21 protein-coding genes are annotated in these 21979 nt (G+C 55.8%); 8 read left to right on the top strand and 13 right to left on the bottom strand.

Going from position 1 to position 21979, the window contains the following annotated elements:
* The first annotated feature begins 236 nt into the window (after positions 1 to 236).
* Positions 237 to 2207, top strand: a complete 1971-nt coding sequence (gene ggt / locus KW808_RS05175; RefSeq protein WP_003860083.1) for a gamma-glutamyltransferase — start codon at positions 237 to 239, stop codon at positions 2205 to 2207.
* On the opposite strand, the gene KW808_RS05170 is transcribed toward ggt, so the two are convergent.
* The 4 genes from KW808_RS05170 to KW808_RS05155 form a co-directional block, all read right to left on the bottom strand.
* On the bottom strand, positions 2208 to 3944 hold the full coding sequence (locus KW808_RS05170; protein ID WP_003860081.1) for an ABC transporter ATP-binding protein: 1737 nt from the start codon (positions 3942 to 3944) through the stop codon (positions 2208 to 2210).
* Complete coding sequence (locus tag KW808_RS05165; protein WP_003860080.1) at positions 3937 to 5337, bottom strand: ABC transporter transmembrane domain-containing protein; 1401 nt, start codon at positions 5335 to 5337, stop codon at positions 3937 to 3939. Before KW808_RS05165 ends, KW808_RS05170 begins: the two co-directional genes overlap by 8 nt.
* 129 nt (positions 5338 to 5466) lie before the next feature.
* Positions 5467 to 5742 carry a hypothetical protein gene (locus KW808_RS05160; protein ID WP_003856720.1) on the bottom strand — a complete coding sequence of 92 codons (276 nt, stop codon included), beginning with the start codon at positions 5740 to 5742 and terminating at the stop codon, positions 5467 to 5469.
* Positions 5743 to 5845: 103 nt separating this feature from the next.
* A complete protein-coding gene (locus KW808_RS05155) occupies positions 5846 to 6952 on the bottom strand; it encodes a YihY/virulence factor BrkB family protein (RefSeq protein WP_003860078.1) in 1107 nt (368 codons plus the stop codon).
* 183 nt (positions 6953 to 7135) lie between these two features.
* On the opposite strand from KW808_RS05155, the gene KW808_RS05150 reads away from it, so the two are divergent.
* Positions 7136 to 7270, top strand: a complete 135-nt coding sequence (locus KW808_RS05150) for a hypothetical protein (RefSeq protein WP_003856716.1) — start codon at positions 7136 to 7138, stop codon at positions 7268 to 7270.
* A gap of 30 nt (positions 7271 to 7300) precedes the next feature.
* Here KW808_RS05150 and KW808_RS05145 read toward each other — a convergent pair whose 3' ends face one another.
* The 5 genes from KW808_RS05145 to KW808_RS05125 all read right to left on the bottom strand — a co-directional run bounded on the left by KW808_RS05145 (position 7301) and on the right by KW808_RS05125 (position 12693).
* Positions 7301 to 7912, bottom strand: a complete 612-nt coding sequence (locus KW808_RS05145; RefSeq protein WP_003860075.1) for a response regulator transcription factor — start codon at positions 7910 to 7912, stop codon at positions 7301 to 7303.
* On the bottom strand, positions 7913 to 9184 hold the full coding sequence (locus KW808_RS05140) for a sensor histidine kinase (protein WP_003860072.1): 1272 nt from the start codon (positions 9182 to 9184) through the stop codon (positions 7913 to 7915).
* Between the two features lie 42 nt (positions 9185 to 9226).
* Positions 9227 to 10060 (bottom strand): ABC transporter permease, encoded by an 834-nt coding sequence (locus tag KW808_RS05135; RefSeq protein WP_003860070.1) that lies wholly within the window; start codon positions 10058 to 10060, stop codon positions 9227 to 9229.
* 19 nt (positions 10061 to 10079) lie between these two features.
* Positions 10080 to 11000, bottom strand: coding sequence for an ABC transporter ATP-binding protein (locus KW808_RS05130; RefSeq protein ID WP_003860068.1), 921 nt, complete (start codon positions 10998 to 11000; stop codon positions 10080 to 10082).
* Positions 11001 to 11145: 145 nt separating this feature from the next.
* Positions 11146 to 12693: a multicopper oxidase family protein gene (locus KW808_RS05125; protein ID WP_003860065.1), complete on the bottom strand. Its 1548-nt coding sequence runs from the start codon at positions 12691 to 12693 to the stop codon at positions 11146 to 11148.
* A gap of 83 nt (positions 12694 to 12776) precedes the next feature.
* On the opposite strand from KW808_RS05125, the gene KW808_RS05120 reads away from it, so the two are divergent.
* From KW808_RS05120 to KW808_RS05105, 4 genes are all read left to right on the top strand, one after another.
* On the top strand, positions 12777 to 14006 hold the full coding sequence (locus tag KW808_RS05120; RefSeq protein WP_003860063.1) for an MFS transporter: 1230 nt from the start codon (positions 12777 to 12779) through the stop codon (positions 14004 to 14006).
* A 103-nt stretch (positions 14007 to 14109) separates the two neighbouring features.
* Complete coding sequence (gene glmU, locus KW808_RS05115) at positions 14110 to 15567, top strand: bifunctional UDP-N-acetylglucosamine diphosphorylase/glucosamine-1-phosphate N-acetyltransferase GlmU (protein WP_003860062.1); 1458 nt, start codon at positions 14110 to 14112, stop codon at positions 15565 to 15567.
* A gap of 11 nt (positions 15568 to 15578) precedes the next feature.
* Positions 15579 to 16556 carry a ribose-phosphate diphosphokinase gene (locus KW808_RS05110; protein ID WP_003860060.1) on the top strand — a complete coding sequence of 326 codons (978 nt, stop codon included), beginning with the start codon at positions 15579 to 15581 and terminating at the stop codon, positions 16554 to 16556.
* A 6-nt stretch (positions 16557 to 16562) separates the two neighbouring features.
* Positions 16563 to 17189 carry a DNA alkylation repair protein gene (locus KW808_RS05105; protein WP_003856698.1) on the top strand — a complete coding sequence of 209 codons (627 nt, stop codon included), beginning with the start codon at positions 16563 to 16565 and terminating at the stop codon, positions 17187 to 17189.
* On the opposite strand, the gene KW808_RS05100 is transcribed toward KW808_RS05105, so the two are convergent.
* Positions 17186 to 17566: a VOC family protein gene (locus tag KW808_RS05100; protein WP_003860058.1), complete on the bottom strand. Its 381-nt coding sequence runs from the start codon at positions 17564 to 17566 to the stop codon at positions 17186 to 17188. The two genes, KW808_RS05105 and KW808_RS05100, sit on opposite strands and share 4 nt — an antisense overlap.
* 327 nt (positions 17567 to 17893) lie before the next feature.
* Between KW808_RS05100 and KW808_RS05095 the strand changes: the two genes are divergently transcribed.
* Together KW808_RS05095 and pth are read left to right on the top strand one after the other, a co-directional pair.
* Positions 17894 to 18502 carry a 50S ribosomal protein L25/general stress protein Ctc gene (locus tag KW808_RS05095; protein ID WP_003860057.1) on the top strand — a complete coding sequence of 203 codons (609 nt, stop codon included), beginning with the start codon at positions 17894 to 17896 and terminating at the stop codon, positions 18500 to 18502.
* Positions 18503 to 18650: 148 nt separating this feature from the next.
* A complete protein-coding gene (gene pth / locus KW808_RS05090) occupies positions 18651 to 19184 on the top strand; it encodes an aminoacyl-tRNA hydrolase (protein WP_170844359.1) in 534 nt (177 codons plus the stop codon).
* On the opposite strand, the gene KW808_RS05085 is transcribed toward pth, so the two are convergent.
* The 3 genes from KW808_RS05085 to KW808_RS05075 all read right to left on the bottom strand — a co-directional run bounded on the left by KW808_RS05085 (position 19185) and on the right by KW808_RS05075 (position 21968).
* On the bottom strand, positions 19185 to 19376 hold the full coding sequence (locus tag KW808_RS05085; RefSeq protein WP_011265654.1) for a hypothetical protein: 192 nt from the start codon (positions 19374 to 19376) through the stop codon (positions 19185 to 19187).
* A 33-nt stretch (positions 19377 to 19409) separates the two neighbouring features.
* Positions 19410 to 20852, bottom strand: coding sequence for a glyceraldehyde-3-phosphate dehydrogenase (locus KW808_RS05080; protein WP_003860052.1), 1443 nt, complete (start codon positions 20850 to 20852; stop codon positions 19410 to 19412).
* Positions 20853 to 20942: 90 nt separating this feature from the next.
* Positions 20943 to 21968 (bottom strand): nitronate monooxygenase, encoded by a 1026-nt coding sequence (locus tag KW808_RS05075; RefSeq protein WP_003860051.1) that lies wholly within the window; start codon positions 21966 to 21968, stop codon positions 20943 to 20945.
* Positions 21969 to 21979: the final 11 nt, after the last annotated feature.

Genomic DNA, 21979 nt, shown 5'->3' with positions numbered 1-21979 from the left:
TTTCCTTCTCGCAAGAAGTGCTCCTTCGGGAGTGTCCGCGAAGGATTTTTGGTAACCCCGTTAGTGGATGTTCCACCGATCGCTTGAGTTCACCTTGAGAACTCTTTTTGTTCACCTAGATTTAACCTTAGGTGAACAACGAAACAAATGCAAGTCCCCAATCATGGGTTTCTACCAATTAAATTTTCTTTCAGGAAATATCTCCCCACATAAAAGTTCCTTGATAGGCTCGAGAGATGGAAGTGACCCAAAGCACATTCCTTAAATCGGTAGCTGCGTTCACTGTCGCAGCCTTAACCCTGACCATCTCTTCGTGTTCCAGCGGTGAAGACACCTCCGCAAGCTCCACGGATACTGAAAACTCCTCAACCCAAGCAGCGTCTCCCCCACTTGCACCTTGTGAACTTCCCGCCGACGCTTCTGCTGAAGAGGAAGTAGAAGGCACTCACACAGGTGAAGATATTTCTGTTGCCCCGGAAATCGGTACCGGCTACCGCGAGGGCATGACCCCTGTTCAAACCCAAGGTTATGCGGTGGCAACTGCAAACCCCATCGCTTCTGAAGCAGCCTGCGCGGTGTTAAGAGAAGGCGGCACTGCCGCTGATGCTCTTGTCACCGCGCAGTTTGTTTTGGGACTGACGGAACCGCAGTCGTCTGGCCTTGGTGGTGGCGGATACATTCTGTACTACGACGCCGAAGCCAATGCGGTGACAGCCATTGATGGCCGTGAAACAGCGCCAGTTGCTGCTGATGAAAACTATCTCATTCATGTTTCTGCAGAGGATCAAACGACACCTGTTCCTGATGCCCGACGTTCCGGCAGGTCAATTGGTGTGCCAGGAATCGTGGCAGCCCTTGGACAGCTGCATGATTCATTCGGAAAGACCTCCTGGCAGGACGTGCTGACAACTCCGCAGCAGCTCGCAACTGATGGTTTTTCCATCAGCCCTCGCATGTCAGCATCAATTGCTAACTCCGCTGAGGATCTCTCCCACGATCCGGAAGCTGCCGCATATTTCCTTGATGAAAACGGTGATGCGAAGGCACCCGGCACACTTTTACAAAACCCTGACTATGCAGAAACGATTCGTCTCATCTCTGAAGGTGGCCCCGATGCGTTCTACACGGGTGAGATTGCAGCAGACATCGTGGAACGCGCCACCCGTGAGGTTGACGGTTTCACACCATCACTGATGAGCACGGCAGATTTGGCTGCCTACACTCCGGAAACTCGTGAAGCTTTGTGTGCTCCCTACCGCGACAAGATTGTTTGTGGCATGCCACCGTCATCATCGGGTGGCGTCACAGTGATGGAAACCCTGGGTATCTTGAACAACTTTGATCTCGACCAATACCCACCCACTGAGGTTGGTTTGGATGGCGGATTGCCAAATGCGGAAGCTGTTCACCTGATTTCAGAGGCCGAGCGCCTGGCTTATGCTGATCGCGATGCTTACATCGGTGATCCTGCTTTCGTGGAAGTTCCAGCAGGTGGTGTCGAAGAGTTGATCAGCGATGTCTACACGGGTAAACGCTCAGAACTTATTGATCCAGAGCATTCAATGGGTCAGGCAACTGCTGGTCTGAGCCAGGAACCAGTCATGGCTGCCCTGCCGGAAAGTGGCACCAGCCATATTTCCATCATCGATTCCTATGGCAACGCAGCATCGTTGACCACCAGTGTGGAAGCTGCTTTCGGTTCCTTCCACTTCACCCGTGGTTTCATTTTGAATAATCAGCTGACAGATTTCTCCGCTGAACCACTTGATGAGGACGGCGAGCCCGTGGCCAATCGTGTCGAGTCAGCAAAGCGCCCACGGTCTTCCATGTCGCCAATGCTAGTGTTCAACGCCAGTGGCGATGGTGAAATCACGGATCTGAATATGGTGCTGGGCTCCCCTGGCGGATCCTTGATTATTCAGTATGTGGTGAAAACCCTGGTCAACATCATCGACTGGGATATGGATCCACAGCAGGCAGTGTCTGCGCCCAACTTTGGTGCGATGAACCAGCCTAAGACTGGACTGGGAAGCGAGCATCCGCTGATCGCCAATGATTCAGCAGAGCTTGTATCTGAACTGGAAAGCAAAGGCCACGAAGTTAATGTGGGCGAGCAATCCAGTGGCCTATCGGCGTTGGTGAAAAACGGCGACACCATTGTCGGTGGCGCCGATCCACGTAGAGAAGGCGTGGTCTTGGGTGGCTAATTAGCGCGCAGACCACGCAGTCCACAGTTGTTCATATCGGCCGCCGATCGCTCGAAGCTCTTCATGGGTTCCAGATTCTATGATTTCTCCGGAGTCCATGACGATGATGCGATCGGCGGTTTTCGCTTGGTCGAGGCGGTGAGCCACGATGATGGCTGATCTGTTTTCAGTGACTTTAAGGGCTGCATCTTCAAGCTGTTTTGCATGATCAGAGCCTGATTCAGCCGTTGCTTCATCAAGGATCACGATTGCTGGGTCGGCCAAATGTACGCGAACAAGTGCCATGATCTGGTTTTCCACAGAGGTTAACCGGAAAGCGCCATCACCAACGATGGTGTGTATGCCTTGCGGTAAGCGCTCCAACCAGGCATCACCGATTTCGACAAGTACTGCGTGGACTTCGGCATCGGTGGCTTCGGGGCGTGCGATACGAAGATTATCTAAAACAGATCCTCGGAAGCAGTGGATTTCTTGGCTGACCATCGCGATCTTCTGGCGCAATGCTTCCGGTTCGACGTTAGAAAAACTCAATCCGCCGAGAGCCACCTGCCCGGAAGTTGGGGTGAGCAGGCCTGCCGCAATGAGGGCGAGCGTGCTTTTACCAGCGCCGGTCGCACCCACAATGGCGATGTGCTCCCCTGGTTCCAGCTGCACGGATGCATTCTTGATGACGGGTGCAGTGTGATAGTGGTGGGAGACGTCGAAAAGCGTTAAAGCGGTGCTGGCAGACGCCGGCGAGGTGCCGCTGACCTGGTTCGATGCGGCGTTAATGACGCCCACCATGCGGATCAGCGATGCGCTGGCGGATTGGATGTCGGAGAACATGCCCACGAGCGTGCCGATTGGACCGAAGAGCCGATGGAAGATCAGTGCGGCGGTTGAGACTGCGCCGACGGTGACCAGATTGATGTTGACCAGGTAAAAGCCGGTGCCCAAGATGAGCACGAGGGTGATGCATTCCGCGCGGTTGTTGCGGGAAAATGCCCAGGTGAGGAACCTGAAAACAGAAATGGAAATGTCGCGGGCTTCGCCGGAGGCTGCGTCGATACGCTTTAATTCTGTATCTTCTGCGCGGAAAGCGCGCAAGGTTTCCGCGCCTTCGACTGCGCCGACAAGCCGCTGCGTGCGCACCCCAAAGGCCTCGCGCTCACGCGTATAAAGTGGACCTGAGCGGGGTAAATAGACGCGCAACGTGGTCCAATACAGCGGGATCGCGACCAAACCGACAAGGCCGAGGCGCCAATCAACCGCCGCCATGCCACACGCGGAAATCACCACGGTAAAGCCCGCCTGCACCATCAGCGGCACCACGGTGCTCGCCGCAGTGGACACCTCCCGCGAATCATCCGCGATACGCGAAATCACGTCGCCGCGCCCCGCCGTTTCAATCGTGTTCGCATCCAAACTCACCGCCGCGCGCAACACATCCTCGCGCAGCCCCGCGATCGCCGGCTCCAACGCGCGCGCCATCAGCGCGCTGCCCCACCACGTGCCCAGGCTCGAAACAACGCCGCCAGCCACGATAAGCAGCGCGAACACTACAACGTCGCGCATGCTCGGGGTTGCAAGGAGCTTATCGACGAGTCCACCCACCGCCCAGGGCCCTACCAACCCCGCCACGGCCACCAACACGCCACAAAGAACAACCCCAAATAACTTGATCCGGTGCGGTTTCAGTTGCGTGAAAGCAGCGTTGAACGCCTGTTTCGGTGTCGATGATGCCATCAAATTAGACATGTGAAATCACCCGATCCGCCAAGTTGTAAAACGCGGGCGAAGAACTCACCACAATGGTGGTTTTGCCTGCTCGCAGCTGCTTAATCCCCTGCGCGATAGACACCTCCGTCACCGAATCCACCGCGCTGGTTGGATCCATCAGCACCAGTACTTCCGCGTCTGCATGCAACGCCCTGGCCAAAGCCACTCGCTGACGCTGCCCACCCGATAAATTGCTTCCCGTATCGCGCACCGGCGCATCAAGTCCGTCCACCTCAATGATGTCAGTCAGACCAGAAGCGCGAATTACCTGCGGATCAATTGGCACGTTGTCCTCATGATTCATGGAAATATTCGACCGCAAGGTGCCTTCGAAAATGTCGGCAGCATGAGGTGTAGCCAAGATATTGTCGCCGTGTGGAAGCGTGCTGGCTGGGGGCACGATGACGAGGAATTCGCCGTCATTGATTGTTTCGCTGCTTTCGTACTGTGCCTGAGATTCGTCGAGGTTTAAGAAATTAGCCACCCGCTTAGCTGCACCGTGCGCAATAGCTGAGGCATTAATCGAGTTGCTCAGCAGGCGAATCGGCTCTGACAAATACACCGCAACACCCACAATTGCGATCAACTGGCCAGGCCCCAACTCCCCCGTGGTGACCCGCCAACCAGCAAGCAACAACACCGCAGCCAAATTCACCGCAATGGACAACTCACCAATACCAGCGACTTTGCCCGAAGCAACTGCAGTATCAACCGCCGCTCTCGCTGATGCCTGCGACGCCTTTTCAAAAGTCTTCACGGCCCAACGCTCGCCACCGATCGCCTTGATCACGCGCAGCCCCATCATGATGTCACTTGCCTGCGCACCAGACTCCGCCAACTTCTCCTGCTGGGTGACACTCCTTTTAGAAATGCCCTTGCTAGCCAGTGCAACCACTCCCGAAATGATCGGTACCAGCACAAGCACCAACAACCCGACCAGCCAGTCACTGATCAACAGGTAGGTCGCGGCACCCAAAAATCCCGTCGCAGCCGAAACCCCCGTTCCGATCTGCCCGAAAATACGCGTCGAAGAATCCGCATCTGCGGTGGACCGCGACATCACCTCGCCAGGCACCAAATTGCGCGGATCCAGATTCTTCAACGCATGATCGGCTACCTCTACGCGGAGCGCATGGGATTCAAAGTTCACGGCCCTATTCAACGCGCGCGAACCGAAACGATAAGAAAAACTCAACACCACAAACAGCACAACAAAAGCGACAAGCCCGACCACTAATCGGCGGAGATCTTTTGTGAGAACCGCATGATCAACGATCAAACCAATCGCAATCGGCACCAACGCTTCCGACAGCTGCCACATCCCCAAAAAGAATGCGCCAAACGCAACCTTGCCCCGCTGCCGCCTGATCATTCTTCGCAGAATGCTTGAAGCGGTGTGTGTTGTTCTCATCAAAACCCTGTCTATGTGTCAGTTCAATTCCCAACAGCCTAACTTAGGTAACACTGACTTAAAACAATTGTTTGATAAGAACAACAAAGGCTAGAACGTACACTCTCCTGAGTACGGATCAATGAATCCTGAACTCTGACCAATGGGACACCAAATGAGGAAGTGCCAGGTCATGGACGACAGCAGAATAAACAATCCAATCGGTGCCGTGATGGGGTTATCAAGCAGTCCATATGTGGAGTTGACAGCGATTTCGGTCGAAGTTGGTGCTCGATCCTGCGCGTTAGCAGTAGGTGCAAGACCGGGAGATGCCACTAATGAAACCGCCGCGACACACGCAAAGAGGGTCCGATGACGAGTCTTCATGGTTAATCCTTCCCTATTACTGTGATAGCTTTCACACTATAGGAAAGGTGTAAGTATTTAAAGGGGCAAAAGTGTGTGGAGGGGGACGTCGATAAGCAATTTTTTAATTGCTTTCCTCCCGGATCGCCGCAGCCTGATCTATCAAGCGCTGCTGGCGCTGCTTCATTTTCGCCACCTTCTCGATAGAGCGGGGCGGCACTAAACTGTAATCCTCCGCCGGCATTCCTGCCTGCAGTTGCTTGGCGCGGCTGATCTCCACGTCGATTTTCAGGCCGATGATTAAGCAAATGTTGAACACCCACAGCGCAATAAAAACCGCGAGCAGCGAACCCACCGCGCCGTAGGAACTAAAAGCGGCGAACAGCGTGAAGTAGAAATTCAAGCCCACGCCTGCGAGCAGGATGCCAACGATCGCCAAGAATGATCCGAGGCTGAGCCAGCGAAACTTCCACGGGCGGGCGTTCGGGGCCCAGTAATACAGCGTGGCCACGAACATGATGAGCACCCCCACAATCACTGGGAACCGCACCCAGATCCAGATCGGCATGAACCGGTCTGTGAGGAAGCTGAGCACATTCGTGAGATGAAGTGGTTCCGCGATGGGGGCGAAAATTCCCATCACCAAGGTCTCGTTGAGCACCCAGGAGACCAAAATGATGATGATTCCAAGCAGCAACGCAAGGTTGAGGAAAAGCAGCATTGCCCAGCGTTTGATCAATGTGCGGCCTTCGCTTCGGCCATAAACAGCGTTGGCACATCTGGAAAAAGCGCGCACATATGCCGAAGATGTCCACAATGCCGTGATCACACCGACCGCGACACCGACCTGACCTGCGGCTGCCGAGCCTGCGATCGAATCAATCACGCCGTTGACAACATGGGATTGATCTTCCGGAACGTACTGATTTACCTCATCGCGGACAAGGTTGAGGATTTCGGTGGAGTCACTGGCCAGAAAAATCGTGATCGCCGAATAGCCCAGCAGCACTGCAGGGGCGATCGACAGAATGGAAAAGAACGTCAACAAGGCCGCCAAATCGAGCAGGCCATCTGGAAAAACATCCCTGACCGTGCGATTAAAGGCATACTTCCAACCTTGAAAATTCAGGCGCTCTTTGCGGTCACCAGAGTTTTCGGGGTTGCCGTGGAAGTCTGCAGCAATCAACGTTGCATCGAGATGTTCCTGAGGCTGTACCACGCCATTCATCATGTCATATTCATCTTGGACACCGGAGGGAAAACTACAAAGCCAGGCGGTCACAAAATGACAACAGTTATCGGAAAAACTGTTTAGGTGCTTCTAACTGTTTTATAGTGTGATGTGAAGCACTACTGGTCAACGTATTTTGGGGCTGGCCCTCTGAATACACCTCACACAAAGGAAGTTTGGTTCATGGACATCGTATCTATCGTTAACCACTGGTTTGAGTGGAGCACCAACAACTGGGTAAACATGACTGGTCTCCCACGTGAGACTTTCGTACCAGCTTTCGTAGGCTCCACAGTTCTGGCAGTTCTCTCCTTCTAGCTCCAGCTTTAATAGGAGTTAAGCCACAAGCTACAACCAGCCCAATTCCCTGGCGCGCGTGAACGCTTCAAAGCGATTCTGCGCGCCTACTTTTGTCATAGCTTGGGATAAATAGTTGCGGGTGGTTCCCGGCGCGAGGTGCGCTGCCACCGCAATTTCTTCGGCGCTTAGTCCTTGGCCTGCTAGTTCGAGGACTTCTTCTTCACGGTTGGTTAATGGGGATTCACCGGCGCTGATCGTCATGGCGGCTAGTTCGGGGTCGATGTAGCGTCGTCCAGCGTGAACGGTGCGGATTGCGGTGGCGAATTCATCTGCGGTGGATGTTTTGGGCAAGAATCCTAAAACACCTGCTGCAAGCGCGCGTTTGAGTTGTCGGGGCCTGGCGTGGCTGGTCACGATGAGCACGGCCAAATCTGGGGTGGTTTCCATGAGCCGGGTGGCGGTGTCGATGCCGTCGATGCCTCCGAGTTGAAGGTCAAGGACGCATACATCGGTTCGGTTGCTTGGATCCGCCCACGTTTCAATGAGTTCTTCACCGGATCCTGCGGTAGGTCGGACGTCTAAATCGGGTTCCAAGCTGAGCAAGGTTGCCAGGGAGCTTGCGATCAGGGCTTCGTCATCGGCGATGGAAATGGAAATCATTTAAGCTTCCTTTTCTGCAGGTGTATCTGCAGGTGTATTTGCAGGTGCATTAATGAGCATGCGGACGCTGAACTGGTCGTCTTCGCGGGACACAATGAGCGTCATTCCGGCTGATTCCGCTCGTGTGCGCAGGGCGCTGAGACCAGAGAGTCTGCCGATGTCCTTGTTCACACCATTGTTGTCCATGCGCACTTCTGTGCTGCTCAACGTGAGGGTGACATCCGTTGCATCAGAGTGGCGCAGAATGTTTGTGGTGGCTTCCCGGACAAGCCACGCGCACAGTTCTCGGTGAGCGGGTGACACCTGGGACGTGGTGCCGATGACGGAAAGGTGGATGTGGGCGTCGGCAAGCAAACTTTTAGCGCCCTCGATTTCCGTGGCGAGGTTGACGGTGCGGTAGCCGGAGACGACGTCGCGCATTTCCGACATGGAGGTGCGGGTGAGTTTTTGGAGCTCACGCAGCTCGTTTTCGAGGCGGTCGTCGCCGCGTTTCGCCAGGGCAAGCGCCAGTTCTGATTTCACGGACATTGCCGCCAGGTGTTGTCCTAAAGTGTCGTGGAGTTCCTGGGCGAAACGAAGGCGTTCTTCGGTGACGCGGAGGGAGGCTTCCAATTCGCGGGAACGCTCAACCTCTTTCATGACATCGACGGTCCATACGGAAAGTCGGACGGTTCCTGCCATGAGTGGCGGGATAACCACCCACAATGCACTTAAATAATCAGTCGTTGTGCTGGTCCACCACAACACTGCAGACATTGCGATCAGCCAAACCCATCGGTAATTCATCCACGGAATGTAGGCGATCGAAAGCAGAAATACGCAGGTAAGAGTGAAAATAAGGGCAGTTGCTCGGGTACTTTCAGAGCTATTAAGGGCTGGGAGTTGAAGCACCACAGACACCACAACGCCTAAAACGTTGAGCACCAACCCGGTGAAGAAGAACGGCTGTACGCTGCGCCTGGGATGAGAATTCAGGGACGGTTGATATTCATAAACCAGCACCGTCACTATTAAAAGGATGACCGAGAAACCCAGCAGCCACACAAATGAGGGATTCAGGGTGCCTGCATTAGCTACGATGCCCAGGAAATACGCCGACAGCAACACCACGGGGATCGCTTGCAACGACACCCTGGTGTAGAGGGTGTACTTGGCCAAGTTAGGCAATCTCCGCCAAGAGTTCAGTGGGGCGGTAACTGGGCTGGCCAAAAGGGAAACCCCGCGCGAAAACCAGCGGGCGGTCCAGCCTGCGGTCCAGAAATCTTTATTCATCGTGTCTCAATGTTAGCTGCCTTAATCCCGTCGGCTGCAGGCTTAGCGGTACGAGTCCCAGCGCATGTAGCGGTTCGCCGCCCACACCGCTGCAGCTGTCCACGCTGCCAGAATTCCAAGTGGCATGAGCATGTCTTGGAAAATTCCAGCGAAGTTTGCTGCCTCTACTCCACCAACGCTGTCGGCGAAGGTCGCGCCAGCCCAGCCGATTTGGACAAGGTCACTGATCGCGGCGAATGGGGTGTAGGCCAGGATATCAGCCACAATGCTGTCGCCGAATACGAAGCGGATTGATCCAAGTCCACCCATCGCAAGCATGAACACGGGCATGGAGGTCATCTGTGCAGCTTCGGCGTTTCGGGTGAAACCGCTGGTCATCAAGGCAAGAGCACTACAAAGAAGTAGTCCGATCAGTACGGCAAACACAATGGGCACAAGGTTGATGGGCGCGGGAGCTCCCAAAACCATGAGCAATGGAATGATCACCACGGTGAAGATCAGTGTGAGGAGCGCGCCGGGGAAACAGATGGCACCGATGATATCGATGTCGCGGGCTTCTCCCGTGCGCAGCCTTTTCAGCACACGTTCATCGCGGCGGGTGGTTGCCATGGACAGCACCGTGTAAAACTGCACAAATAGCAGGGTGTACATGACGAAGTAGTCGAAGGAGTTCGCGGACTCTGCTGCCCCACCATTTCCGATGAGAAAGAGCAACAAAGGGATTCCGACTGGGAAGACGGTGGCCATGAACAACAGGGTTTTATTTCTGCGGAACTGGAGCCATTCGGCCTTAAACAGAGAGGTTTTGAAAAATGAAGTCTTGCGGCGCTCCGGGGTTGCATGTTGCAGGCCGCGGGCGGTGTGTGACGTGGTCATTGTGGGCTCCTTAAAGATTCTAGGCGGTTTGCAGCGAGGTGTTCTCGAGTGAGGCGATGTCCATGAATACGGATTCCAAGGTGGCTGGCTTGGCAGCGAAGTTCTCCAGTGCGATTCCTGTTTCTGCAGCCCAGGTAAGTATTTCTAGGGTGTGCTGCTGCAGGGTGGTGGTGGCGATGCGGACGTGGTTGTTGTCGCGGATGATTTCTGCGCCACCTAGGCGTGGCAACTCCACCTGCACTCCGCGAAGCACAAAGCTGATGATCGACTTCTCGCGGGCCACCAGTTCATCCAAGGTGCCTTCCACTGCGATCTCACCGGCGTTCATGATGGCAATCCGGTCGCAGAGGAATTCGGCTTCCTCCAGGTAGTGGGTGGTCAGCATCATGGTGACGCCGCGCTGTTTCAGATCCAGCAGGAGTTGCCAGGTGTGGCGCCTAGATTCTGGGTCGAGGCCGGTGGTGGGTTCGTCGAGGAAGAGGATCGACGGATCACCAAGCAGCGCGCAGGCCAGATCAAGGCGTCGTTGTTCGCCTCCGGAAAGGGCGCCGACCTTGACGTTTTCGCGGTGGAGGAGGTCGACGTCGGCAAGCACATCTTTAATGGCGCGCGGATACGTGCAGGTGCCGTGCCACATGTCCATGGTTTCGGCGACGGTGAGCTGCGACGGCAGGCCGCCTGATTGCAGCATGATGCCGAGCTCGGGGCGCAGGATCGCGCGGTCGGCAACGGGGTCAAGCCCGGAGATGCGCACGGTGCCGGAGCTGGGTGCGGAGAGTCCTTCGATGACTTCCAGGGTGGAGGTTTTACCAGCGCCGTTGGTGCCGAGCAGACCAAATACTTCACCGCGCTGTACATGGAAATTCAGGCCCTTGACTGCGGTGTAGTCGCCGTAGGTTCTAACGAGGTCTGTTACGTCGATTGCTGGTGTCGTTGTCATAGGCATAATTCTGCCCATTCCGCATCGGCGCTGGTAGAGCCATATGTCAGGAGTATTACTGCACTTTGCACATAATTTTCATGACATATGTCATGTGGCTTCTAAAGGGCTAAAAAATCTCGCTTATCGACGCCGCCCCACGCCCCTAGTGCGCATGTCCGCCGGCGGAGGCACCGCTTGAGCTCGAGCCCGTGCCCGACCCCAGCACCGCCGCCGGCTCGTCGCCTGGCTCCACGATGACGAACTGCCCCATCATTCCTTGATCCTCGTGGTAGAGCATGTGGCAGTGATACATGTAGGGCCACTGTGGGTCTGGGTAGTAGCCAAATTCCACGGCCAAAGTTGCGGTTGCTCCCGGTGGCAGGCCGACGGTGTCTTTCCAACCGTCGTTGAAGAGCTCTACGTCGGTGCCTTCAAATTTCAGCACCTTAAACCGGGCGTCGTGGACATGGAAGTTGTGGGGCCAGTCGGAGTTGTCGTTGGTGACAATCCACACTTCTGGCTGGTCATGGTCAATCACCACGTCAACGCGCTGCATGTCCATCTGTAGATCGTTGATGGAGAAGGTGTTCATGATGAAGGTGCGTTCGGTGGCATCGATAACGTCAGGTTCGGTGGATTTCACCAGCACGCCCGGCAAAGCAGATGCTTGCGCAGCATCATCGGAAGGGCCGGTGATGGTGAGCAGCTGGAAGGAATCTGACATGCCGAAATCGGGCACGAACTCATCATCAGGGACGCCGTAGTTGTCCTCAAAACCTACAGATTCCAAGGTGACGTCCTCGCCGGGCTCCAGATCTACAACGATTTCCCACCGCTCGCCTGGGCCAATAGCCAAGGTGGTGCGGTCTTGAGGTTCATCCAGCAAACCGGAATCGCTGGCAATGACTTGGAAGGTGCGCTTGTCTGAAAACGCCAAGTTATAGAACCGCATGTTGGAGCCGTTGAGCACGCGGAACCGAACCCGGCGCGTGGTGGCATCAAAGTGCGCATTGGTAATGCCATTGGCAGTGGGGGTATCGCCCAACAGCCCAAGATCTGGGAGGTCTTCCTCATCAAGGGAACCGTCTTCTAAGAAGCGGTGATCCATTAAAACCAGCGGAATATCGTCCACACCGTAGTCGTGTGGCAGATCAAGCTTGTCTGTTGCTTCATCTTCCACAATGATCATCCCCGCCAAACCACGGTACGCATGCAAACCTGTCAGGCCATGAGTGTGCGGGTGGTACCACAAAGTGGCTGCATCATTGGCCACAGTCCACGTTGGTGACCACGTCTGCCCAGACCCGATCGGTGAGTGCGGACCACCATCAGCAATCGCCGGCAACTTCATTCCATGCCAGTGCACAGTGGTCATTTCATCCAAATTGTTTGTCACATCAACGTGGACGTCATCACCTTTCTTCACCACCAACGTCGGCCCCAAATGAGTGCCATTGAAACCCCACGTCTTCGTTGTGACATCCGGCAAAATCTGACTCTCCCCAGTCTGAGCCTCCAGGGCAAAGTGCACGCTAGATCCCTCACGCGTACCTAAATCTGCTGGTGGAATAGGCAACGCCCGCGGCTCTCCCCCATAACCACGCACATCATCTGAGGAACACGCCACCAGCACCTGCGTTCCCACCACCGTTGCTGCCAGCACCCCGGCCCCTTTGAAAAAAGTCCGACGATTCAACTCTGGCAACAACATGCGCCTTCACTCCCTCAAACAAATTTTCATAAACACCCCACATCATATCAACCAAACGGTGTAGTTCTTCTAAGCTTTCACCCATGACAAATCCCACAGAGGAGCGCAACGCACGTCGCCTCATTTGGGCCAACGGCCTGCAAAACATCGGCGATCAAATCGTCGCCGCCAAAACAGTCCTGCCCTGGTTGCTGCAAGCCGCTGGCGCGCCGGGCTTCTTGCTGGCACTTCTGGTTCCGATCCGCGAAGCCGGATCGATGCTGCCGCAAGCTGCCATTACTGGCTGGGTGCTGAGGCAGACGTCGAGAAGCAAAGTCTGGGTGATTGGCTCGAACGGCCAGTTCGTCTCGGCGCTGGGTATCGGCGTGGCTGCGCTGTTTTTGCGTGGGTGGGCGCTGGGCATCACGGTGATTGTGCTGCTTGCGGCGCTGTCGCTGTTTCGATCGATGTGTTCGATTGCATCGAAGGATGTTCAGGGCAAGGTGATTTCCAAGGGCAAGCGTGGGCTGGTAACGGGCCGCGCGACGGTGATTGGCGGTGTGATGGGCCTGGTTGCAGGCCTGGCGATCGCTATTTTCTTGGGCTCGCATTCCCCGACGTGGGTGCTGGCCGCGGTGGTGATCGCGAGCTCGTTTAGCTGGCTGTTTGCCTCCATTGTTTTCGCGCGCATCGAATACGCGAAGCCAGCGGCTCCAAAAAACGCGCCTTCCGCAAACCCGTGGGTGCGTCGCTGCATCGCCGCATTAAAAGATGATAGAGCTTTTCGACGTTTCGTTCTGGTTCGCTCAATGATGCTGGTGACAGCACTCTCCACCGCATTTATCGTCGCGCTCGCCGCTGAATCCGGCAACAGCATCGACACCTTGGGCTTCTTCCTCATCGCCTCCGGCTTGGCGTCCATGGTGGGCGGCCGGATCTCTGGAATCTGGTCTGATCGCTCCTCCAAAAACGTCATGGCAGGCGGTGCGCTATTCGGCTCCATCGTGTTGATCCTCGTGGTGCTCAGCTCCGCGTTTGCACCCGCGCAGATCAACACGCTGGTGTTCCCGTTGAGTTTCTTCCTCATCACCTTGGCCCACACCGCCATCCGCGTGGCCCGCAAAACTTATGTAATGGACATGGCTGAAGGTGATCAGCGCACCCGCTATGTTGCCGACGCCAACACACTAATGGGTGTAGTTTTACTCGCTGTTGGCGCATTATCTGGCTTCATTGCAATTTTCGGAAACGAGGCCGCACTGCTCTTCCTAGCTGCGATTGGCCTGCTTGGAACCATTAGTGCCCGCGGCCTCAAAGAAGTTTCCGCCGGATAGTTTTGCAACTTTTCCGCCCAAATGGGCAGGCTTTAGGTCTTGGGGCATTATGCTTGCTTGGGTATAAGTGCCCCGCAAAAACTTTTAAGGATTTGAGATAATCTTGAGCGCAAGCGATTTCTCGAGCGCAGTTGTCGTTTTGGCAGCTGGTGCCGGAACCCGAATGAAATCAGACTTACAAAAAACGTTGCATAGCATCGGTGGACGCAGTCTCATTTCACATAGCTTGCATGCAGCTGCCGGGCTTAATCCCGAGCACATTGTTGCAGTAATTGGACATGGACGCGACCAGGTGGGTCCAGCAGTTTCCCAGGTTGCAGAAGAACTGGGCCGTGAAGTCCGCATCGCCATCCAAGAGGAACAAAACGGCACCGGGCACGCTGTGCAGTGCGCCATGGATCAGCTCGAGGGCTTTGAAGGCACGATCATTGTCACCAACGGCGATGTTCCCCTGCTCACCGACCACACTCTGTCTGCACTGCTGGATGCACACGTGGAAGTTCCAACCGCTGTCACCGTGTTGACCATGCGCCTGGATGACCCCACCGGCTACGGCCGCATCGTGCGCAACGAAGAAGGCGAAGTTACCGCCATCGTTGAGCAAAAAGATGCTTCAGCAGAAGTCCAAGCCATCGATGAGGTCAACTCCGGTGTCTTTGCTTTCGACGCCGCCATCTTGCGTTCCGCACTGGCTGAACTGAAGTCCGACAACGCGCAAGGCGAGCTGTACCTGACTGACGTTTTGGGCATTGCTCGTGGCGAGGGCCACCCAGTGCGCGCCCACACCGCCACCGATGCCCGTGAACTCGCTGGCGTCAACGACCGTGTGCAGCTCGCAGAAGCCGGCGCAGAACTAAACCGTCGCACCGTCATCGCCGCTATGCGTGGTGGCGCAACCATCGTTGATCCAGCAACCACCTGGATCGATGTGGAGGTTTCCATCGGCCACGACGTGATCATCCACCCTGGCACCCAGCTCAAGGGCGAAACTGTCATCGGAGACCGCGTTGAAGTTGGTCCAGACACCACCTTGACCAACATGACCATCGGCGACGGCGCATCCGTAGTCCGCACCCACGGTTTCGACTCCACCATCGGTGAAAACGCCACCGTTGGCCCCTTCACCTACATCCGCCCAGGAACCACACTGGGACCAGAAGGCAAGCTCGGTGGCTTCGTAGAAACCAAGAAGGCCACAATCGGCCGTGGCTCCAAGGTTCCACACCTCACCTATGTCGGCGACGCCACCATCGGCGAGGAATCCAACATCGGAGCCTCCTCTGTCTTCGTGAACTACGACGGTGAAAACAAGCACCACACCACCATCGGCAGCCACGTTCGCACTGGATCTGACACCATGTTTATCGCTCCAGTGACCGTGGGTGACGGAGCATATTCCGGAGCCGGTACAGTAATTAAAGACGATGTTCCGCCAGGAGCCCTTGCCGTGTCCGGCGGACGCCAACGAAACATCGAAGGCTGGGTGCAAAAGAAGCGCCCTGGAACCGCTGCAGCACTCGCCGCAGAAGCCGCCCAAAACGTCCACAACCAGGAAGGCTAAGCAGGATCCTCATGACTGCTCACTGGAAACAAAACCAAAAGAACCTCATGCTGTTTTCGGGTCGTGCGCACCCAGAACTGGCAGAAGCTGTAGCTAAAGAGCTCGACGTCAACGTCACCCCAATGACGGCACGCGATTTCGCCAACGGTGAGATCTACGTCCGCTTCGAGGAATCAGTTCGTGGCTCCGACTGCTTCGTCCTGCAGTCCCACACCCAGCCTCTCAACAAGTGGCTCATGGAACAGCTGCTGATGATCGACGCTTTGAAGCGTGGTTCCGCAAAGCGCATCACCGCGATCCTGCCGTTCTACCCTTACGCCCGCCAGGACAAGAAGCACCGCGGCCGCGAGCCAATTTCTGCTCGCCTCATCGCCGACCTCATGCTCACCGCTGGCGCGGACCGTATCGTGTCCGTGGACTTGCACACCGATCAGATCCAGGGCTTCTTCGACGGCCCAGTCGATCACATGCACGCCATGCCGATCCTCACCGATCACATCAAGGAAAACTACAACCTGGACAACATCTGCGTGGTCTCCCCTGACGCAGGTCGCGTGAAGGTTGCAGAGAAGTGGGCTAACACCTTGGGCGATGCCCCAATGGCGTTCGTGCACAAGACCCGCTCCACCGAGGTAGCAAACCAGGTTGTCGCCAACCGCGTCGTCGGTGACGTCGACGGCAAGGACTGCGTGCTTCTCGACGACATGATCGACACTGGCGGCACCATCGCCGGCGCTGTGGGCGTCCTGAAGAAGGCTGGCGCAAAGTCAGTCGTCATCGCCTGCACCCACGGTGTGTTCTCTGACCCAGCCCGCGAGCGCCTGTCTGCATGCGGTGCTGAAGAAGTCATCACCACCGACACCCTGCCACAGTCCACCGAGGGCTGGAGCAACCTGACCGTTTTGTCGATCGCACCGCTGCTGGCTCGCACCATCAACGAGATCTTCGAAAACGGTTCCGTCACCACCCTCTTCGAGGGCGAGGCCTAAACACCCATGCCCACCACGGACGTCTTCAACCGCGTCCGGTTGGCATTGGAACCTCTAGCTGATCCCGCACGTGCCACCGGAATGGCAAGCTACATGCGGGATCAGTTTTCTTTTCTCGGCATCCCATCCACCCCCAGAAAAGAAGCCTGCAAACCCGTGCTGTCCGCGCTAAAAGAGTTGGACACTGACTTTGTCTCAGACTGCTTTGGCGCAGCTGAACGGGAATACCAGTATGTCGCCTGCGATCACATCAATCGCGTCGGCATCACCGATCTAGGTTTTGCCAAAGCATTAGTGCAGACCAAATCCTGGTGGGACACCGTCGATTCTCTAGCAAAACCGATCGGCGCCAACCACGATGATGATCTGATGAAAACGTGGGCGCTTGATGAGGACTTCTGGGTGCGCCGCATCGCGATCATCCACCAACTGGGCCGCAAGAAAAACACCGACGCTGCCCTGCTGGCCTGGATCATCGAGCAGAACCTCGGCTCCAGCGAGTTCTTCATCAACAAAGCGATCGGCTGGGCGCTGCGGGATTTCGCCCGCCACGACCCCAGCTGGGTCCGCGCATTTGTCGACGCCACGGACCTTTCCCCACTGAGTCGGCGAGAAGCACTGAAGAATATTTAGCCCTCAGGCATCATTTGAGCAAGTGCCTCTGGATCAAAGTACATCAGCTCCCAGCCGTGTCCATCTGGATCATCAAAAGCTCCGCCGTACATGGGGCCTTCCGCGGCAAGCTCACGGGTGATCGTGCCTCCGAATTCCTGGGCGCGACGCACGAACTCATCCGCATCCTCGGTGGAACATACAGACAGGCAATTGAGCACTTCGCGGGAGCCGTTCTTCTCCACGATGGGGCGCTTAGTGAAATCACTGAAGCGCGCGGTTTCCAGAAGCATCACCACGATGGCGTCACTGACCTCAAAAGATGCAGTGTGCTCATCACTGAAGACGGTGTTTTCTTTGAAGCCAAGACCTGCATAAAAAACGCTTAGATGCTGCAAGGTCAGATACTGGTAGGTTGATGAAAATCATGTCGTGCTGAAGTCGTGCCATGGGAGTTCCACTTCCTCAAAGTGCCTTTTGGCTAATGTGACCCCAACCAGTATACTGCCGGTTTTTGGATTAGGTTTGTCCATCGTGCTAGCATATTTAGGTCTCGGCGAGGGTCAAGTACTTTTAGTGCTCAACCGTTATCGACGCGATCTAGACTTCTAAAGTGCACTTTTGTGCGCTGCCTGCGAAGACTCGACCAAGACATTCGAGTCGGTCGCGGGCATTTTTTATTTTCGCGGCCGAGTGTCCACCTTCATTCATGAGGAGAAATCACTATGGCAAAGTACCAAACCATTGAGGCTGCTGTCCGCTCTGAGTTCGGCAAGGGTTCTGCACGTCGTGCACGCGTTGCTGGCCAGATCCCTGCTGTTGTTTACGGCGCAGATGTTGAGTCCAACCTGCACGTCACCGTTGACCACCGCACCTTCGCAGCACTTGTCCGCAACGAGGGCGTTAACGCTGTTGTTGAGCTTGACGTTGAGGGCGAAAAGCACCTCACCATGGTCAAGCACATCGACCAGAACGTTCTGACCTTCAACATCGACCACTTGGACCTGCTTGCCATTAAGCGCGGCGAAAAGGTTGAGGTTGACGTTCCAGTTATCGTCGAGGGCGAGCCAGCTCCAGGCACCATGTGGGTTCAGGATGCTGACACCATCAAGGTTGAGGCAGACGTTCTGTCCATCCCTGAAGAGTTCACCGTTTCCATCGAAGGCCTTGAGCTCGGCGCACAGATCACCGCAGCTGACATCAAGCTCGAGGGCGACACCACCTTGGTTGAGGATCCTGAGACCCTCATCGTGAACATCGTTTACCCAGAGGTCGAAGCAGAAGAGACCGAAGACGATGAGGCTGCAGCTGAGGGTGAAGAAGCAGCTGAGTAAGCTTTTTTAGATAGCTTTATCTTTCGCGGGCCCCGTTGCCGTGCGGGGAAATTTAAAGTGATGACAGTGCACGATCATCATGGAAGTTTCCTCACATGGTGGCGGGGTTCGTTTTTGCTTGCGGTGGACTCATGGTTGGATGGGGGATGTGAATAACTCTCCCCTTTTAGTTGTTGGCCTGGGAAATCCGGGGCCGAAATACGTTGGTACCCGACACAATATTGGCTTTGAGGTTGCAGAAGAACTAGTATCGCGCAGCTTTGGATCATTTAGCGCGCATAAGCGCTCCAACACCGATATCGCGCAGCTTCCTGGGCTAATTGTGGCTAAGCCACGCAGCTTTATGAACCTGTCGGGAACTCCGATTCGGGCACTGTGTGACTTCTTTAAGATTTCCCCAGCCAATGTCATCGTGATCCATGATGAATTGGAGCTTGATTTTGGCCAGGTAAAGCTACGTCAGGGTGGCGGGGATCATGGGCACAATGGTCTGAAATCCACGTCCAAATCTTTGGGAACTAAGGACTATTGGAAGCTCAGCATGGGTATCGGTAGGCCACCGGGTCGGATGGATCCGGCAAGTTTTGTGTTGAAGCCTTTTGGCAAGCAAGAACTGGCGGATATTCCCATCATGGCGGCTGACGCTGCAGATCTCGTCGAAAAGCATTTGCAGCAGGGCTAGCTACTTGCGCCGCGCCTCTTTGAGGCGGCGCGGCAGGTCGGCGTCGTCGTTTTCTAAGACCCCGGATTTGAGTAAGCGTGTGTACACCACTGGGCAGTTGGTGCAGCGCGGCGTTTTGCGACAGCACGTGTCTTTGACTTTCATGCCCAGCGGATTGTGGGTAACTTTAACCCGTGACTTACGCTTACTCATATGCCTAATCGTAGTGTATTAGGCTTGGATAACCTATAGTACGGCTGGCTGCTTGCGCTCCGGGTACACGCGAGGACGCACGCCGGCGATCTCCTCGACGATGCGAATGACCTGGTTGGAGTAGCCGAACTCGTTGTCGTACCACACGTAAAGCACCAGGTGGCGACCGGTTGCGATGGTGGCTAGACCATCAACGATGCCCGCGTGGGTGGTGCCCACGAAGTCAGTGGAAACAACCTCTGGGGAACAGATCCAGTCGATCTGCTGGCGCAAGTCAGAGTGCAGGGACACACGGCGGAGGAACTCGTTGACCTCATCGCGGTCCACCTCCGTGTTCAGGGTCAAGTTGAGCACAGCCATGGACACGTCAGGGGTAGGAACGCGGATGGCATTGCCGGTGAGCTTGCCTTCCAGCTCTGGAAGCGCCTTGGATACAGCCTTTGCAGCGCCGGTTTCGGTGAGAACCATATTCAGACCTGCTGCGCGACCACGGCGAGAACCCTTGTGGAAGTTGTCGATCAGGTTCTGGTCATTGGTGAAGGAGTGAACGGTTTCTACGTGGCCGAATTCCACGCCGTAGCGATCATTGATCACCTTGAGCACTGGGGTAATGGCATTGGTGGTGCATGATGCTGCGGAAACGATCTGATCATCTGCGGTGATGTCGGTGTGGTTGATGCCGTACACGATGTTCTTCAGATCGCCCTTGCCCGGCGCGGTGAGTACAACCTTGGCAACGCCCTTGGACTTGAGGTGCTGGGACAGGCCTTCGCGGTCACGCCAGCGGCCGGTGTTGTCTACCACGACGGCGTCATTGATGCCGTATTCGGTGTAATCAATGGTGGCTGGGTCATTGGAGTAGATGACCTTGATTGGGGTGCCGTTTGCCCAGATGATGTTGTTGTCATAATCGGTGGTGATGGTGCCATCGAATCCGCCGTGGACGGAATCACGACGCAGCAAGGAAGCACGCTTGACCAGGTCTTCTTCACCGTTTTTGCGGACCACGATGGCGCGCAGACGAGCACCGTCATACAGTGCCTCGCGGGAAACCAGGATGCGGGCCAGCAGGCGACCGATGCGGCCGAAACCGTACAGCACGATATCAGTTAGGTTGATGTCGGTTTCCGCACCAATGACCGGCGCGAGAGCGTCCTCCAGGAAGGCACACAGGTCGGTGCTTTCGGATTCTTCGAAGCTGTAGGCCAGCTGTCCCAGGTCGATCGATGCGGTACCAAGGTTCATATCTACCAGTTCGCGCAAAATATCCAAGGAGCTTTCCAGTGGAAGTTCCTTGGATATGATGTGGCGGGCGTAGCGGTGAGACTTGATGATATCGATGTCTGAGACATTCACAAGGAGACGACCGAATACGGAAACCACCACGTTGTTGTTGCGGTGTAGGCGCCCGATCAACGGCACCATGTCCTCCGCAACTGCGATGCGATCGTTCCAGTCCTTGTGGTTGTGCGTCATAAAAAGTCCTTCACTGACTTAGGCGTGGGGTTAACCCGGGGTTTATCACTGGGCAGCTCTCGTGGATAGTTGAAAGCACTCCCCCCAACATTAGCCCAAAGCGGAAGGTGTTAATGATTCCAGTATCTGCTTTGCACTACCCTTCGCAATCGATTCCAGTCCTACTCCTACCAGGCAGTAGGCGTAATCCCAGTTCCCTGCACTTCCCGCCGCCTTACGTAAAGATGTGATCATTGGGTTGAGGTATGGGTACAACGGGGGTAACCCCTCGTTCGAACGGGTGAACCTGGTTTCCACTCCCCTTGCATAACGGCCCGAAAATGCGCGAGAGGACACCGATTCCAAACCAAGCGCTGGGGCGGCGTCCAAGATCTCGCGGTTAAGTGAGCTGGTGCCGGCTTCGTCGCTAAGCAAAAAGGCGGAACCACAGGATGCAGCGCTGGCGCCGGCCTCCAAAATTGCTGCCACGTCGGCGGAGGTTGAGAGGCCGCCAGCTGCGATGAGCGGGAGGTACACGCCTGCTTGTTTGACGGCTGCGAGCAGGGTTTTCAGATCGCGCTCGTCTGGCTCCACACCAATGGACCAGGTGGAACGGTGCCCACCCGCCTCGGGTCCTTGCACGACAAGCGCATTGGCGCCAGCTTTCTGCGCAGCCAGCGCGTCCTCCGGATTGGTCACCGTCACCCACGCCTCAATTCCGGTGGCTTTGATCCGGGCGAATTCTTCAGCGCTAAAAATACCAAAGGTGCAGGAAAAAACGGCGGGCTTAGCGGCAAGAACGGCCTCAAATTTAGCCTCCCACCCATTGCTCAAATCCGGCGTAGGCACCGTCGGCTCATTGAGGCCAAATTGCCGAAACGCCGAGGACAACAATCCCGCCAGCTCATCAATGTCTGAAGGCTTAGGCGCATCCGTCTGCGGGCGAAACAGGTTGACACCAAAGACGCCTTTTACCTCTGACAATTCCTGTTTCAGCTGCTCAAGAGGCATGACGCCACCAGCCAAGAACCCGAGGGAACCTGCCTCTGCTGCTGCATTGACCAACGCGGGAGTGGACGGGCCACCAGCCATCGGGGCGACAATCACGGGAGTTTTCAACGTGTCAAGGATGCTCATGGCACCATCCT

Origin of the sequence: [Brevibacterium] flavum, from assembly GCF_019317305.1 — a bacterium.
GTDB lineage: Bacteria > Actinomycetota > Actinomycetes > Mycobacteriales > Mycobacteriaceae > Corynebacterium > Corynebacterium glutamicum.
Note: the sequence above shows the minus strand (reverse complement) of the source record. Positions and strands in the feature narration are given on the sequence as shown.

Excerpts from the sequence above, each read along its gene's own strand:
- KW808_RS05150 (WP_003856716.1), top strand. The coding sequence starts at position 7,136 with ATGGACATCGTATCTATCGTTAACCACTGGTTTGAGTGGAGCACCAAC.
- KW808_RS05075 (WP_003860051.1), bottom strand. The coding sequence starts at position 21,968 with ATGAGCATCCTTGACACGTTGAAAACTCCCGTGATTGTCGCCCCGATG.
- KW808_RS05145 (WP_003860075.1), bottom strand. The coding sequence starts at position 7,912 with ATGATTTCCATTTCCATCGCCGATGACGAAGCCCTGATCGCAAGCTCC.
- KW808_RS05155 (WP_003860078.1), bottom strand. The coding sequence starts at position 6,952 with ATGATGAATGGCGTGGTACAGCCTCAGGAACATCTCGATGCAACGTTG.
- ggt (WP_003860083.1), top strand. The coding sequence starts at position 237 with ATGGAAGTGACCCAAAGCACATTCCTTAAATCGGTAGCTGCGTTCACT.
- KW808_RS05125 (WP_003860065.1), bottom strand. The coding sequence starts at position 12,693 with ATGTTGTTGCCAGAGTTGAATCGTCGGACTTTTTTCAAAGGGGCCGGG.
- KW808_RS05080 (WP_003860052.1), bottom strand. The coding sequence starts at position 20,852 with ATGACGCACAACCACAAGGACTGGAACGATCGCATCGCAGTTGCGGAG.
- KW808_RS05135 (WP_003860070.1), bottom strand. The coding sequence starts at position 10,060 with ATGACCACGTCACACACCGCCCGCGGCCTGCAACATGCAACCCCGGAG.
- KW808_RS05095 (WP_003860057.1), top strand. The coding sequence starts at position 17,894 with ATGGCAAAGTACCAAACCATTGAGGCTGCTGTCCGCTCTGAGTTCGGC.
- KW808_RS05105 (WP_003856698.1), top strand. The coding sequence starts at position 16,563 with ATGCCCACCACGGACGTCTTCAACCGCGTCCGGTTGGCATTGGAACCT.
- KW808_RS05140 (WP_003860072.1), bottom strand. The coding sequence starts at position 9,184 with ATGAATAAAGATTTCTGGACCGCAGGCTGGACCGCCCGCTGGTTTTCG.
- KW808_RS05110 (WP_003860060.1), top strand. The coding sequence starts at position 15,579 with ATGACTGCTCACTGGAAACAAAACCAAAAGAACCTCATGCTGTTTTCG.
- KW808_RS05120 (WP_003860063.1), top strand. The coding sequence starts at position 12,777 with ATGACAAATCCCACAGAGGAGCGCAACGCACGTCGCCTCATTTGGGCC.
- KW808_RS05130 (WP_003860068.1), bottom strand. The coding sequence starts at position 11,000 with ATGACAACGACACCAGCAATCGACGTAACAGACCTCGTTAGAACCTAC.
- KW808_RS05165 (WP_003860080.1), bottom strand. The coding sequence starts at position 5,337 with ATGATCAGGCGGCAGCGGGGCAAGGTTGCGTTTGGCGCATTCTTTTTG.
- KW808_RS05170 (WP_003860081.1), bottom strand. The coding sequence starts at position 3,944 with ATGTCTAATTTGATGGCATCATCGACACCGAAACAGGCGTTCAACGCT.
- KW808_RS05160 (WP_003856720.1), bottom strand. The coding sequence starts at position 5,742 with ATGAAGACTCGTCATCGGACCCTCTTTGCGTGTGTCGCGGCGGTTTCA.
- KW808_RS05085 (WP_011265654.1), bottom strand. The coding sequence starts at position 19,376 with ATGAGTAAGCGTAAGTCACGGGTTAAAGTTACCCACAATCCGCTGGGC.